A 12944-nucleotide genomic window follows, 5' to 3' on the forward strand; every position below is an offset into this window, starting at 1 on the left:
AGCGATGAAAAGACCGATTATCATGGACTGCGATCCCGGACACGATGACGCGCTGGCAATCTTGCTGGCGCTCGCATCGGACAAGCTGGATGTGAAGCTCATTACGACAAGTGCCGGCAATCAGACGCCGGACAAAACGTTGAACAACACGTTGAAGCTGCTCAGCTTTATCGGGGTAACCGATATCGAAGTGGCAGGAGGCGCTCCCAAGCCGTTGGTACGCGACCTGATTATTGCCGAAGATATTCACGGAGAGACAGGCATTGACGGCGCGGACTTGGGCGAGGCGAAGTTTGCCGCGAGCAACAGAAGCGCGTTGGATGCGATGCGTGATGTTTTATTGAATACAAAAGAAAGCGTTACCATTGTGGCGACCGGGCCGCTGACCAACGTGGCGATCCTGTTGAACGCCTACCCGGAAGTGAAAGAAAAGATCGAGTGCATCTCGCTGATGGGCGGGGCCTGCTTTGGCGGTAACATCACGCCAGCAGCCGAGTTTAACATTTACGTTGACCCGGAGGCAGCCGATATCGTCTTCCGCTCCGGAGTTCCGATCATCATGAGCGGCCTTGATGTGACGCTGAAAGCGCAGCTGTTCCAGGAAGATATCGACCGCATTCGCCACATCGGCAACAAGACAGGCCAAGTCATGGCAGGCTTGCTCGACTTTTTCAATCTTTCCAACACGCCGCATTTTCTGGCAGAGCCGGGACATGTGGAGGGCTTGCACATGCACGATCCTTGCGCAGTCGCGTACTTGCTTGACCCGACGCTGTTCCGCGGACTGGATTGCTACGTCGAGATTGAAACATCCGGCCGTTTGACCACAGGCTGCACCGTCGTGGACTACAACCGCGTGACGGGCAAACCGGCGAACGCCAAAGTGCTGTTCGAGATTGACAGAGCACGTTTTGCAGATATGCTACACGCTGCCATCAAGCAGTTTGTATAAAAATTTTTCAGCAAAAGGAGGATTCTGGTATGAAAACCGGCATCAAGAATGACTTCACTCTCATGGCAATCCTGCTGATTCCTGTTTGCGTCGCCATCAACATGGTCGGCTTCCAAATTGCTCAACTGCTTCGTCTGCCTATCTTCTTGGACAGCATCGGCACGCTGGTCATCGCCATGGTAGCAGGTCCGTGGGTAGCGCTCGTGGCAGGCTTGATTACCAACCTGATCAACTCGATCTTCAACCCGGTTTATCTTCCCTTCTCCCTCGTTTCCATGGCAGTAGGCTTGGCAGCAGGCTTCCTTTCCATGAAAGGGATGTTCAAGAAGGTTTGGAAAGTAATTATCGCGGGCATTATCCTGGCATTCGTCTCTACTATTATTGCGGCTCCGATCACTGTCATTTTGTTTGGCGGCGTTACCGGTTCGACTGGCGGAGCGATTACCGCTGTCTTGCTGGCATCCGGCCAACAAATCTGGACGGCTGTGTTCTCCACACAGTTCATTCAGGAAATCGGCGACAAGCTGCTGTCGGCATTCATTTGCTTCCTGATCGTTCGCAACATGTCTGACCGCTATTTGTCCAAGCTTAACTACGGACAAATTTACATGAAAGACTAAACGTGATTCATCGCTGTCTGGTTCTTTGGGCATCTGTTCGAGGAGGCCAGGCAGCGATTCATTTTACCCCATGGAAGAGGAGGTAAGGATTATGTCGCAAGCTGCCAAGACCAACTACATCCTTAACTTGTATCCCACAACGAAGCTGTTGTTTACTTTGTTCATCGCGCTCTCCGTCTTCATCGTCCCAACCTACTGGTACGCTTATGCGATGCTGCCAGTGTGCCTGATCATCGCCATTGCGGCGGGGCAGGGCAAGGAATTTATCACACTCGTTCGCAACGGGCTGTTGATTCTGCTCGTGTTTATCTTCCTGATGCAAGCCTTTTTCTATCCGGGCGCGCAAATTTTGTGGCAAGCAGGCATTTTGAAAATCACCCAGGAAGGCATTTTGTACGGCTTGAATATGACTTCGCGGATTTTGGCGATCGGTTCGGCGTTCATCCTGTTTTTCCGCATTACTTCTGTCAAAGACTTCGTGTATTCGCTTGAAAAGCTGGGGCTGCCTCCAAAAGGGGCTTATGTCGTACTGGCGACACTGCAAATCATTCCGGAAATGAAAAAGCAGACGAGTGTCATTATGGATGCGCAAAAAACGAGAGGTGTGGAAACGGAAGGGACGATGATGGTGCGGGCAAAAGCGTTTCTCCCGACAATCAGTCCGCTGATCCTCTCTTCGCTGGCAAGCACGGAGGAAAGAGCGATTACATTGGAATCGCGCGCTTTTTCTGCGCCAGTCAAGAAAACACACCTGTACGAAATATATAAAACCAAGCATGACACGGTCGTGCGGATCGGAATGCTCGTTGCCTTGCTGATTCTGATTGCGGGGAGGATTTTGTTATGAACAGCGTAATCAAAATATCCAACATGAGCTACAAATACCCGACGGGCAAGGTCGACGTCCTGAAAAACATCAACATCGAGATCGAAAAAGGACTGCTGTACGCTGTGGTTGGCCCCAACGGCGGAGGGAAAACCACGTTTTGCAACGTCCTGCGCGGGTTCATTCCGCATTTTTATCGGGGGGACTTGCGCGGCGAAGTGCTCGTCAACGGGAAAAACATCGTCGAGAGCACATTGGGCGAGTTGTCGTTGTCTGTCGGCTTTGTCTTCCAAAATCCGTTCATTCAAATCAGTGGCGTCAAAGAAACGGTGTTCGAGGAAGTCGCCTACGGACTGGAAAACCTCGGGGTGCATCCTGACGAGATTCGAACGCGAGTAGAAGCGATTTTGAAGCTGGTCAAGATCGAGCATCTGCGTGACAAAAATCCGTTTGAACTGTCCGGCGGTCAGCGCCAGCGCGTCGCTTTGGCCTCGATCATCGTGATGGAGCCGGACATTTTGGTCATCGACGAACCGACCTCGCAGCTAGACCCGCAAGGTACGGAAGAAGTTTTCGAGATCATCCAGATCATGAAGGAAAAAGGCAAGACGATCATTCTGGTCGAGCACAAAATCGAACTGATTGCCGAATTTGCGGATCGCGTCATTTTGCTGCACGATGGCGAAATCGTCATGGAGGGCACAACGCAAGACGTCCTCTCCGATGAAAAGGCGCTCTCCTACGATGTCATGCTTCCGCAGTACGCCATGCTGGGACTGGAGCTGAAAAAACGCGGAGTGCCGCTGCGCAAAATCCCGATTACCGAAGAGCAGGCCGTCGAAGAAATGAACTGGTGGATGGCAGAAAGGGGAGTTCGCATATGAGCTTCATTTCCTTGAAAAATATCACTTTCGCTTATCCGAACGGACATACAGCGGTAGAAAACGTCTCCATGGAGATTGGCAAAGGCGAGACGGTCGCCATCGTCGGCCAAAATGGCGCGGGTAAAACGACGGCGGTAAAGCTGATGAATGGCTTGTTGAAGCCGACCAAAGGCGATGTTATTATTGATGATTGGAATACAAAAGAGCATACGACCGCGCAAATTTCGCGCAAGGTAGGCTACGTGTTCCAAAATCCGGATGACCAGATCTTCCATAGCGATGTCTACAGCGAAGTCGAGTTCGGGCCAAAAAACCTCGGCTTGTCTGTAGAGCAAACGAAGGAAAATGTCATGAAAGCGGCGAAGCTGGCTGGGATCGAGCCGTACTTGCAGGAAAACCCGTACAATTTGCCGTATTCCATGCGCAAGTTCGTGACCATGGCGGCAGTAGTGGCGATGGATTGCGATGTGATCATTCTCGATGAGCCGACCGCAGGCCAAGACATACAAGGGATGCAACGCATCTCTTCCCTGATCGCCGCCTTGAAAAGCGAAGGCAAAACCGTCATTACGATCACGCATGACATGGAGTTTGTCGTGCAAAATTTTGAGCGTGTCATCGTCATGGCCCACAAAAATGTAGTAGCGGATACGAACAAGCGGGACATTTTCTGGAATCACGCGATTTTGGAAGAAAGCATGCTGAAGCAGCCGCACATTAGCAGATTGAGCCATACGCTCGGCTTGCCAAAGCAAATTTTGACGATCGAAGAATTTGTAGAGACCATGCTGTAAAAAGCGGCTGGGGAGGTAGCACGTTGTGAAAATCGCAGTAGTAGGAAGCATCAATATGGATCTCGTCTCCCACGTCCACCATCTGCCCAAGGCAGGAGAAACGATTGCAAGCCATGACTTTATGCTGATTCCAGGCGGAAAAGGGGCGAATCAGGCAGTTGCTGCCGCACGTCTGGGCGCGCACGTATCCATGATCGGAATGGTGGGCGAGGATGAAAATGGCACCATCATGCTTGCGGGCATGACAGAGGCGCAGGTTCATGTCGAAGGAATCAAGCGCGCGGGTACGACTGGCATGGCCTTCATCAATGTCAGCGATGACGGGGAAAACAACATTGTGCTGGTTCCCGGAGCCAATGCACAAGTGAGCATAGAGCACATCGATGAGAACCTGTCGATTATCGAGCAGAGCGACGTCGTGCTGTTGCAGCTGGAAATCCCGCTCCACGTCGTGGAATACGTCGTGAAAAAGGCAGCTGCGCTCGGCAAGCTGGTCATTTTGAATCCGGCTCCGGCAAAGGCACTCTCGCAGGAACTGTTACAGCATGTGCACACCTTGACGCCGAATGAAACGGAGCTGGCCATTTTGAGCGGTCTGCCCGTCACGACGCCGGAAGAAGCCGGGGAAGCGGCGAGAAAGCTTTTGGCAAGCGGTCCGAGACGGATCATTGTCACCCTGGGCGAAAAAGGCGCGCTTTTGGTCACGGAGGAGAAAACCGTGCATGTGCCTGCTTGTCGGGTCGAGCCAGTGGATACGACAGCGGCAGGCGATTCGTTTACCGCAGCTTTTGCCGTGGGCATGGCAAAAGGGATGTCGGATGTGGAAGCAGCCGGATTTGCCAGCAAAGTGGCTGCGATCGTCGTGACCAGACGCGGGGCGCAGCCATCGCTGCCCACGCTGGCAGAAGTAGAGGCGCACTCCTTTTAGCGAGCGTCTGTACCTTTCTATCATGTCATGGACGAAAACGAAAGAAAAAGCAAACGTGTTTTGGAGCGCAATGTTCCAAAGACGCGTTTGCTTTTTGTTTTTAGGAACGCTTCTGCAACAGCTCCAACACCCACTCGCACCAGGCGATATCTTCTTTCATGCGCCGTGATCCCCATGAAAGCAGCAAATAATCCCCAAATTCGGGATGGTTCGGATGGTCGGGCGGATACGAATGTTCGGCAGAATCACTCTCGTACTCCTTTAAGTAGTGCTCGTACATGTCCAAATGCTCGCGACATTGCTGGATGCGCTCGACAAACATCGTAGAGGCCGCTTTTTCGTCCGCCAATCCGAGGCAGTACGTTTTCAGCACCAGCTCGTCACGCAAAACAGGCTCTGCTGCCGGCTCGCTAAGCCAGACTTTTAGTGCAATCTGTCCTTTTTCTGTAATGGAATACACTTTTTTATCAGGACGATCCGTCTGGTGGATGCGAGTGAACTCCAGATAGCCCTCCTGTTCCAGCTTCGCCAGCAGCGGGTAAATTTGGCTGTGCTTGGCCTGCCAAAATGGTTGCAGCTGGAGCATCAAATCATAGCCGGAGCTTGGTGTGCGGGCAACCAGCCCGAGGAGTCCATACGCGAGTGTGTTCAAAGTGAAAAGCCCCCTGACTTTAGCGAATATCAACCTCATTATAGGAAGGGTTTTCTGGCGAAGCAAGAGAGAACCTGCGTCCTGTATAGCTTCTCCCAAGCGAAAGCAGAAAATCCAAAGTTACCCTCTTGAAAGTCAAAGAAGGTCAAACTATAATAAAGTCATCGAAGGTCAGAAATAGTCAAACAACCGTTGACCTGTCGAACACACAAATAAGAAAAAATCCAAAAGCATGATTTTGGGGGTATGAAACATGCAATGTGAAATCTGCAAACAACGACAAGCAACTGTGTCCGTCCATATACGCGTGCAAGACAAACAGCAAGCCTACAACCTGTGCCGGGAGTGCAATGCCAAGCTCGGCAGCAAAATGGGAGTAGGAATGGGCTTCAGCCCGTTCTCTTCCTTCTCCGGTCTGGACGACTTCCTGCAAGGCTTCGCACAAGCGCAGGCCCATGCAAAAGGCGGTCAACAGCCGAACATGAAGGGACAGGCGACAACTGCGGACAGAGGCGGCCTTCTGGACGAACTGGGGCGCAATCTGAACGATGCGGCACGCGCAGGGCTGATTGATCCGGTCATCGGACGCGACCAGGAAATCGAGCGTGTGATCGAGATTTTGAACCGCCGCAACAAAAACAACCCGGTGCTCATCGGGGAGCCGGGTGTAGGGAAGACAGCAATTGCCGAAGGTCTGGCCTTGCGCATTACGGAAGGTCAAGTGCCTGCCAAGCTGAAAAACAAGCAAGTGTACGTGCTGGACGTGGCTTCCCTGGTCGCAGGCACGGGGATTCGCGGACAATTCGAGGAAAAGATGAAGCAAGTGATTGCCGAGCTGCAATCGCGCAAAAACGTCATCCTGTTCGTGGATGAAATTCATTTGCTGGTGGGAGCAGGCTCTGCGGAAGGCTCGATGGACGCCGGAAACATTCTCAAGCCTGCCCTGGCGCGCGGCGAGCTGCAACTGGTTGGGGCCACTACCTTAAAAGAGTACCGCGTCATTGAAAAGGATGCCGCGCTGGAGCGCCGCTTACAGCCTGTGATGGTCAAAGAGCCGACAGTGGAGGCCGCTATCGAGATTTTGCAAGGACTGCGTCCGAAATACGAAGCTTTCCACCAGGTCGCTTACTCCGATGACGTGCTCCGCGCCTGCGTCGAGTATTCGCATCGTTACATCCAGGATCGCTTTCTGCCTGACAAGGCGATCGACCTGATGGATGAAGCCGGATCGCGGCTGAATCTCCGCTCTTCTGCGGCAGATACGAGCCAGCTGCATGAGCGCCTGGCGCAAATTAACCAGGAGAAAAAAGCAGCGACCGAGCAAGAAAATTACGAGCAAGCTGCCCGCCTGCGCGATGAGGAAGCGGAAATTCTCGGCAAGCTGGATCAGCTTGATGGGGCCGCTAATCGCACGAAAGTGGAAGTATCAGATATTCAGGAGATGATCGAGCAAAAAACAGGCATCCCTGTCCGCAAGCTGCAAAGCGACGAGCAGGAGCGGATGAGAAATTTGGCTGCTCACCTGGAAGCCAAAGTCATCGGGCAATCGGAAGCTGTCGCACAGGTCGCCAAGGCGATTCGCCGCAGCCGCGCCGGGTTGAAGCCGAAAAATCGGCCAATTGCCTCCTTCCTGTTCGTCGGACCGACTGGCGTAGGGAAGACAGAGCTGTCCAAAGCGCTCGCCGAGGAGCTGTTCGGCACGAGAGAATCGATGATTCGCCTCGACATGAGCGAATACATGGAGAAGCATTCCGTCTCCAAGCTGATCGGTTCGCCTCCAGGCTATGTGGGTCACGAGGAAGCGGGACAGTTGACCGAGCGAGTGCGCCGCAATCCGTACAGCATCATTTTGCTGGATGAGATCGAAAAGGCGCACCCGGACGTCATGCACATGTTCCTGCAAATTTTGGAGGATGGCCGCCTGACAGACAGCCAGGGCCGTACCGTGAGCTTCAAGGAAACAGTCATTATCGCAACGAGCAATGCCGGAGTGGCTGAGCGCAAAAAAGCGTTAGGCTTCGGCGCCGAGGAACAGCAGCCTGGCACTGTGCTTGATTCGCTGGGAGCGTACTTCAAACCGGAATTTTTGAACCGCTTCGACTCGATTATTTCTTTCGCTCATCTGGAAAAACAAGACTTGGTGCAAATCGTGGAGCTGCTGCTCCAGGAAGTCGTGCTGAATCTCGGCGAGCAAGGAATCGAGCTTGAAGTGACAGACGCTGCCAAAGAAATGTTGGCTGAGCTGGGCTACAATCCCGCTTTCGGGGCACGCCCGCTGCGTCGCGTGATCGCCCAGCAGGTCGAAGATGGCATCGCCGATCTGTTGATGGAGGAAGCGGATGTGCGCAAGATCGTGGTGGAAGTTGAGGAAGAAGCGATTCGCGTGAAAAAAGCATAAGGGTTTGTCCCAAAAAGAGTCCCTGACGGCTAGACAGGGACTCTTTCTTTCCTATATAGAGATAGAAGCGAGCGTTTGCGAAAAAAGAGATTGCTATTGGCTTGCAAGCTGAAGATTTCGCATCGGAACCCATCCGTATTCCCGGTTGGTGGACATACACCATCCCCAGCCATTCAGCTCTTGGAGCAACTCAACCGTATCTCCTTCATTTACATCTAGCTCTTTTGCGGAGTAATTTTCCGTAATGATGCCTTCCTTGTCCTTTGCTTGAATAATCTGTTCAGGCACCCAGCCTTCCATGCTATGGTCAAGCGTATAGCAGTACCTCCAGTTCCTCCAACCGTCGGGATCATCGTCGACTCGACCGAGTATGACGGTTTGACCTTGAGTCAATTCAATGGGGGTAGGGTAGTTTATTCGGTGCTGAATCATGACTTTATATGTTTGGCTCATATTGCAGCTCCTTTCTGAATAACGGTTCAAGCCAGGCTACAAGCTGATCATTCCCCTGCTTGCTTGTTGGCAGTTTGCATCAGCTGTTTTTTGGCCCGCATTTTTCGCACCAAAAGTCCGATCAGCAAAATCGGGATCATCAGCAAGAACACGTACAGGGAGGCGTGACCGACCATATTTTCCGCCATCCGCCCGTAAAAGTAAAACAGGAAACCGACGAGGTAAAATTTCACGGCTCTGCCGATTGCGGCATAACCGATCAGCTTCCAGAGCGGATAATTCAGACAGCCGGACAAGATCGTGAATACTTTGAACGGAATCGGGGTGAAGGAGCCGACAAAAATGGCGACTTCGCCTCTTTTTTGAAACATCTCGGTTGCCGAGTCAATCCACTCTTTTTTGAGCAGTTTGTACAGGACAGAGTGGCCGAGCAGTTTACCGAGAAAGTAGCCGACGGGTGTACCAACCAGACACGCGATATATCCTGCGGTTGCAATCCATAAAGCAGCGGATGGATCAATCAGGCTTAATGAAACTTGCAGAAAGAATACAGGAATGGGGAAGATGACGGCGTCTGCAAAAGAATGGATGACGACTCCCCAAATGCCGTATTCCATCAAAAAATCTAAAACGTTCTGAACCATTTCATTCTCCTTTGTCCATCTCATGCGATCCGCCTGCTGCGACGGATAAAAATGGGTAGAGTCGTGTGGCGTAACGATGTTGTATACAAATTAAGACGGATATTCCCGAAATATGGTTACGGTTGCTGCTTTTGCAAAAACTTTTTTCTTTCATTATAACCGCATCGCATGCAATACTGCCATCAACTCGTCAATTCCTTTTTCCACCGATTCGGCCTTGGCGTTGGATACATTCAGCTTCAAAATATTTTCCCGGGGAAACAGGGGCAAATAATGCCTGTCTGCCGCTTCCAACAAGATCGAGCGTTTTTTAGCCAGCTGGATCAGACGGGATGCGTCAACTCGCGGGTCCAGCACAAGATGCGTGTGAATCCCCGGATAAGGCAGAGGGCGAAACGCAAACAGAGCGTCAGCGCGGGCTGCATGGGCGAGCAGCGCTTCTGTCAGAAGCTTCGATCGGAGCTGATACGATTGGCGGATTTTTTGCCTGTGCCGTTCAAACATGCCGCTTTTCAAATAAATTTCCAGCGCGGCTTGGGACAGCATGGAGCTATCGATGTCCCGCAGCCGTTTGAACTGCAAAAACGACTCGCACAGCGCATCGGGAATGACGGCGACACCGAGGCGCAGCCCGGGAAAAATGATTTTGGAATAGCTTTTCATGTAAATCGTCCGCTCGAAACGATCGTAGGAGAACAGCGGGTCTGCCTTGCTGTCATGCTCCAAATCTGCCATATGGTCGTCTTCCACGATGTAAACGTTGTAGCGGTGGGCCAGTTCGGCAATGCGCTGTTTTTCCTTGCGGGTATACGACGTTCCGAGCGGGCTGTGAAAGCGCGGCATCGTGTAAAAAAATTTGATCTTTTCTGTCCGGAAAATGCGCTCCAGCTCGTCCAGATCAATTCCTTGCGCCGTTCGCATGATCCCAGTCACCGGAATGTTGTGCATCTGCAAGTAATCGATAAACAGATGGTAGCTCGGCTGCTCGATCAGGACGGTTTCCCGCCCGTTGGGGAACGGAATCGTACACAAAAGCGACAGCGCCTGCTGAACGCCGGATGTGATGAAGATGTTCGCTGGCTTGGCAAAAACCTGATGGTTGGCCAAATGCTTGGCGATCACGGGGATGAGCGTAGGCAGCCCTTTGGCGGTGCCGTACAGGAACAGGTCGTTGCGGTATGTCTCAATCGCTTTGTTGATACAGTGTTGAAAGTCAAGGTACGGAAACACGTCAGGATCAGGGGCAGAGGTGGCGAAGTCGATGCTGTTACAGTTGTTTGGCTCGCTGTCTCGCTGCTTTTTGACGACGTAAAAGCCGCTGCGGTCTACCGAGTAGATCAGATGACGTTTCTCCAACTCGTTCAGCGCCTGGATCACCGTGCTGTTGCTGCATTGATATTGGGTTGCCAACTCGCGGATGGACGGCAGCTTGTCGCCATCCTGGTAGGTGTTGCCCTCGATCAGCGTCTCCAACTCGTTCTGCAATTGCAAATATTTATGCATGAAATCCCTTCCTGGCGCATGGACTTTGTATCGGTACAGATCGTCTTTTTTTGCATTGTAGCATGATTGCCGCCCCATTACTATGAAAGCAGGAAATAATTGCTGCATAGGCAACGATTGGGGAGAGATCAGCTTGAAGGATCAACATAAAGCTATAGGGGCCGCACTTTTGAATGCCATGATCGTCGGCTTGTCGTTTATTTTCGTAAAAATGGCGCTGACGTCAGCCACTCCGATGGACGCGATGGCGCACCGCTTTACGATCGCTTTTGTCGCCGCGACGATTCCCGTTTTGTTCGGATGGGTCCGGCTGTCGATCAAGCCGCGCGACATTTTGGTCATTTTGCCATTGGCTTTGCTCTATCCGGCGCTGTTTTTCGGGCTGCAAACGTTTGGACTGGTGTACACGACCGCGTCGGAAGCCGGGATCATTGTCGCCACCGTTCCGATTTTCACGATGGTCATGGCCGCTTTTTTTCTCGGCGAGACATCTACGTGGCTGCAAAAGTTTTGTACGCTGCTGTCTGTAGCAGGTGTCGTGTTCATTTTCGCGATGAAGGGCGCAGGGGTAGGGATGGGCAGCAGCCTCGGCACCATTTTGATCTTGCTCTCGGCCTTGTCGCTCGCGGGGTATAGCGTGTTGGCGAAGAAGATGACGAAAGCCTTCCATTATATAGACGTCACGTATATGGTTTCCGTAATCGGCTTTTTGGCCTTCAACGCGCTGGCCTTGATCCAGCATGGCGCAAACGGCACGCTGTCGGAGTTTTTCCTGCCGCTCACGCATTCGTCGTTTATTATCTCGGTGCTCTATTTGGGTGTGCTGTCTTCTTTGGTGACATCTTTCATGACGAATTTTGCCTTGTCGAAAATGGAAGCGTCGAAGATGAGTGTTTTCAACAACTTGTCAACGCTCGTGACGATTGCCGGAGGTGTGGTGCTTCTCAGGGAGCAGATCGCCTACTACCACCTGCTCGGAGCGCTCATGATCATTCTCGGTGTCATCGGGACGAATTTCCTGGGAAAGAAAAAAGGAACCGCGGTAGACACCAACGGGAAGCTCAAATCGCAATCTTTGTAAGAACAAACGCACAGGAAAAATGGAGCAGAGACTGTTGGGCTGCTCCGTTTGTTTTTGTCCGCTGACAGGAGGGACCAGCCGCAAAAAAATCAGGACCAATGCGGGTGAAACTGTTTACAAAAGTCGACATACACGATATAGTTACCTAGATTGTTGCTATGAGTATAATGACATATGGTGAGATGACGGAATGAAAACGATTATTCATCTGGATTCAATTGAAAAAAGCTTTCACGGTACTGTCGTCGTCCCCTCTTTTTCTCTCTCCATTGAAGAAGGGGAGTTTTTGACGTTGCTCGGCCCCAGCGGCTGCGGCAAGACGACGCTTTTGCGGATGATTGCAGGGTTTGAGGAGCCGACTTCCGGGGATATTTTCCTCGACGAGAAGCCGCTCACCCATGTGCCGCCTTATCAGCGGGATATGAACATGGTGTTCCAGCAGTACGCCCTGTTTCCGCATATGACTGTCGAACAAAACATTTTGTTCGGTTTGAAAATGAAAAAAGTAAGTGCAGCAGAGCAAAAACAGCGCCTGGAGGAAGTTTTGCAGTACGTGCAGTTGACCGAGCTGAGAAAACGTACGCCAAAGCAACTGTCCGGCGGCCAGCAGCAGCGTGTGGCGATTGCCCGGGCGATCATCAACAATCCGCGCGTCCTTTTGCTGGACGAGCCGCTTGGCGCCCTGGACTACCAACTGCGCAAAAGCTTGCAGCTGGAACTGAAAAATCTGCAAAAGAACCTCGGGATCACGTTTATTTACGTAACCCATGACCAGGAAGAAGCAATGGCCATGTCGGACCGGATCGCCGTCATGAACAAAGGACGGATCGAACAGATCGCTTCTCCTGCCGAGATTTACAACCATCCGCAGACGCTGTTCGTCGCTACTTTTATCGGGGAAAACAACATTTTCCGCGACAATGGCACGAATACAGCTGTCCGCCCGGAAAAGATCAAGCTGTACCAGCCAGAAGCAGACAAGGACAAGCACAAAAAGCTGGGAACGATTGCTGACGCGGTATTCCTCGGCAACCTGCGCAAAGTGTTCATCCGCCTCGACGGTCAAGACATGACAGTCATGGCCCATCAGTACGCAGGAGACGGTCTGGACTGGAAGGTGGGAGATCGGGTAGCGATTGGTTGGGCGCAGACGGACGAGGTGATCCTGACTTGTTGAACAAAAAGCCGGTAAAACTGCTCGCAGCACCC

At 52.0% G+C, this 12944-nt stretch carries 13 protein-coding genes; 9 read left to right on the forward strand and 4 right to left on the reverse strand.

Annotated features, from left to right (window positions below):
* Positions 1–4: 4 nt before the first annotated feature.
* The 6 genes from M2298_RS15480 to rbsK all read left to right on the forward strand — a co-directional run bounded on the left by M2298_RS15480 (position 5) and on the right by rbsK (position 5004).
* Entirely contained in the window at positions 5–952 is a 948-nt protein-coding gene (locus tag M2298_RS15480) for a nucleoside hydrolase (RefSeq protein WP_122963814.1), read from the forward strand.
* Positions 953–981: 29 nt separating this feature from the next.
* Positions 982–1572, forward strand: a complete 591-nt coding sequence (locus M2298_RS15485; protein ID WP_122963815.1) for an ECF transporter S component — start codon at positions 982–984, stop codon at positions 1570–1572.
* 91 nt (positions 1573–1663) lie between these two features.
* Positions 1664–2419 carry an energy-coupling factor transporter transmembrane component T gene (locus M2298_RS15490; RefSeq protein ID WP_122963816.1) on the forward strand — a complete coding sequence of 252 codons (756 nt, stop codon included), beginning with the start codon at positions 1664–1666 and terminating at the stop codon, positions 2417–2419.
* The gene (locus M2298_RS15495; RefSeq protein ID WP_122963817.1) at positions 2416–3282 is read left to right on the forward strand and encodes an energy-coupling factor ABC transporter ATP-binding protein; all 867 of its coding nucleotides are present in this window, start codon (positions 2416–2418) and stop codon (positions 3280–3282) included. The genes M2298_RS15490 and M2298_RS15495 overlap by 4 nt, the downstream gene beginning before the upstream one ends.
* Positions 3279–4076, forward strand: a complete 798-nt coding sequence (locus M2298_RS15500; RefSeq protein WP_173596790.1) for an energy-coupling factor ABC transporter ATP-binding protein — start codon at positions 3279–3281, stop codon at positions 4074–4076. Before M2298_RS15495 ends, M2298_RS15500 begins: the two co-directional genes overlap by 4 nt.
* A gap of 25 nt (positions 4077–4101) precedes the next feature.
* Complete coding sequence (gene rbsK, locus M2298_RS15505) at positions 4102–5004, forward strand: ribokinase (protein WP_280648698.1); 903 nt, start codon at positions 4102–4104, stop codon at positions 5002–5004.
* A 100-nt stretch (positions 5005–5104) separates the two neighbouring features.
* On the opposite strand, the gene M2298_RS15510 is transcribed toward rbsK, so the two are convergent.
* Positions 5105–5656, reverse strand: coding sequence for a PadR family transcriptional regulator (locus M2298_RS15510; protein ID WP_122963820.1), 552 nt, complete (start codon positions 5654–5656; stop codon positions 5105–5107).
* A gap of 253 nt (positions 5657–5909) precedes the next feature.
* Here M2298_RS15510 and M2298_RS15515 point away from each other — a divergent pair, with 253 nt between their 5' ends.
* Entirely contained in the window at positions 5910–8054 is a 2145-nt protein-coding gene (locus M2298_RS15515) for an ATP-dependent Clp protease ATP-binding subunit (RefSeq protein WP_173596792.1), read from the forward strand.
* 93 nt (positions 8055–8147) lie between these two features.
* On the opposite strand, the gene M2298_RS15520 is transcribed toward M2298_RS15515, so the two are convergent.
* The 3 genes from M2298_RS15520 to M2298_RS15530 all read right to left on the reverse strand — a co-directional run bounded on the left by M2298_RS15520 (position 8148) and on the right by M2298_RS15530 (position 10654).
* Positions 8148–8507, reverse strand: a complete 360-nt coding sequence (locus tag M2298_RS15520) for an SH3 domain-containing protein (RefSeq protein ID WP_122963822.1) — start codon at positions 8505–8507, stop codon at positions 8148–8150.
* A gap of 47 nt (positions 8508–8554) precedes the next feature.
* On the reverse strand, positions 8555–9151 hold the full coding sequence (locus M2298_RS15525) for a YqaA family protein (protein WP_122963823.1): 597 nt from the start codon (positions 9149–9151) through the stop codon (positions 8555–8557).
* A gap of 153 nt (positions 9152–9304) precedes the next feature.
* A complete protein-coding gene (locus tag M2298_RS15530) occupies positions 9305–10654 on the reverse strand; it encodes an aminotransferase-like domain-containing protein (protein ID WP_122963824.1) in 1350 nt (449 codons plus the stop codon).
* Positions 10655–10787: 133 nt separating this feature from the next.
* Between M2298_RS15530 and M2298_RS15535 the strand changes: the two genes are divergently transcribed.
* Together M2298_RS15535 and M2298_RS15540 are read left to right on the forward strand one after the other, a co-directional pair.
* Entirely contained in the window at positions 10788–11735 is a 948-nt protein-coding gene (locus tag M2298_RS15535; protein ID WP_173596793.1) for a DMT family transporter, read from the forward strand.
* A 190-nt stretch (positions 11736–11925) separates the two neighbouring features.
* Positions 11926–12912: an ABC transporter ATP-binding protein gene (locus M2298_RS15540; protein ID WP_122963826.1), complete on the forward strand. Its 987-nt coding sequence runs from the start codon at positions 11926–11928 to the stop codon at positions 12910–12912.
* The last annotated feature ends 32 nt before the right edge of the window (positions 12913–12944 follow it).

The organism is Brevibacillus sp. 1238 (assembly GCF_029892995.1).
GTDB lineage: Bacteria > Bacillota > Bacilli > Brevibacillales > Brevibacillaceae > Brevibacillus > Brevibacillus parabrevis.

Excerpts from the sequence above, each read along its gene's own strand:
- M2298_RS15480 (WP_122963814.1), top strand. The coding sequence starts at position 5 with ATGAAAAGACCGATTATCATGGACTGCGATCCCGGACACGATGACGCG.
- M2298_RS15485 (WP_122963815.1), top strand. The coding sequence starts at position 982 with ATGAAAACCGGCATCAAGAATGACTTCACTCTCATGGCAATCCTGCTG.
- M2298_RS15490 (WP_122963816.1), top strand. The coding sequence starts at position 1,664 with ATGTCGCAAGCTGCCAAGACCAACTACATCCTTAACTTGTATCCCACA.
- M2298_RS15495 (WP_122963817.1), top strand. The coding sequence starts at position 2,416 with ATGAACAGCGTAATCAAAATATCCAACATGAGCTACAAATACCCGACG.
- M2298_RS15500 (WP_173596790.1), top strand. The coding sequence starts at position 3,279 with ATGAGCTTCATTTCCTTGAAAAATATCACTTTCGCTTATCCGAACGGA.
- M2298_RS15515 (WP_173596792.1), top strand. The coding sequence starts at position 5,910 with ATGCAATGTGAAATCTGCAAACAACGACAAGCAACTGTGTCCGTCCAT.
- M2298_RS15520 (WP_122963822.1), bottom strand. The coding sequence starts at position 8,507 with ATGAGCCAAACATATAAAGTCATGATTCAGCACCGAATAAACTACCCT.
- M2298_RS15525 (WP_122963823.1), bottom strand. The coding sequence starts at position 9,151 with ATGGTTCAGAACGTTTTAGATTTTTTGATGGAATACGGCATTTGGGGA.
- M2298_RS15530 (WP_122963824.1), bottom strand. The coding sequence starts at position 10,654 with ATGCATAAATATTTGCAATTGCAGAACGAGTTGGAGACGCTGATCGAG.
- M2298_RS15540 (WP_122963826.1), top strand. The coding sequence starts at position 11,926 with ATGAAAACGATTATTCATCTGGATTCAATTGAAAAAAGCTTTCACGGT.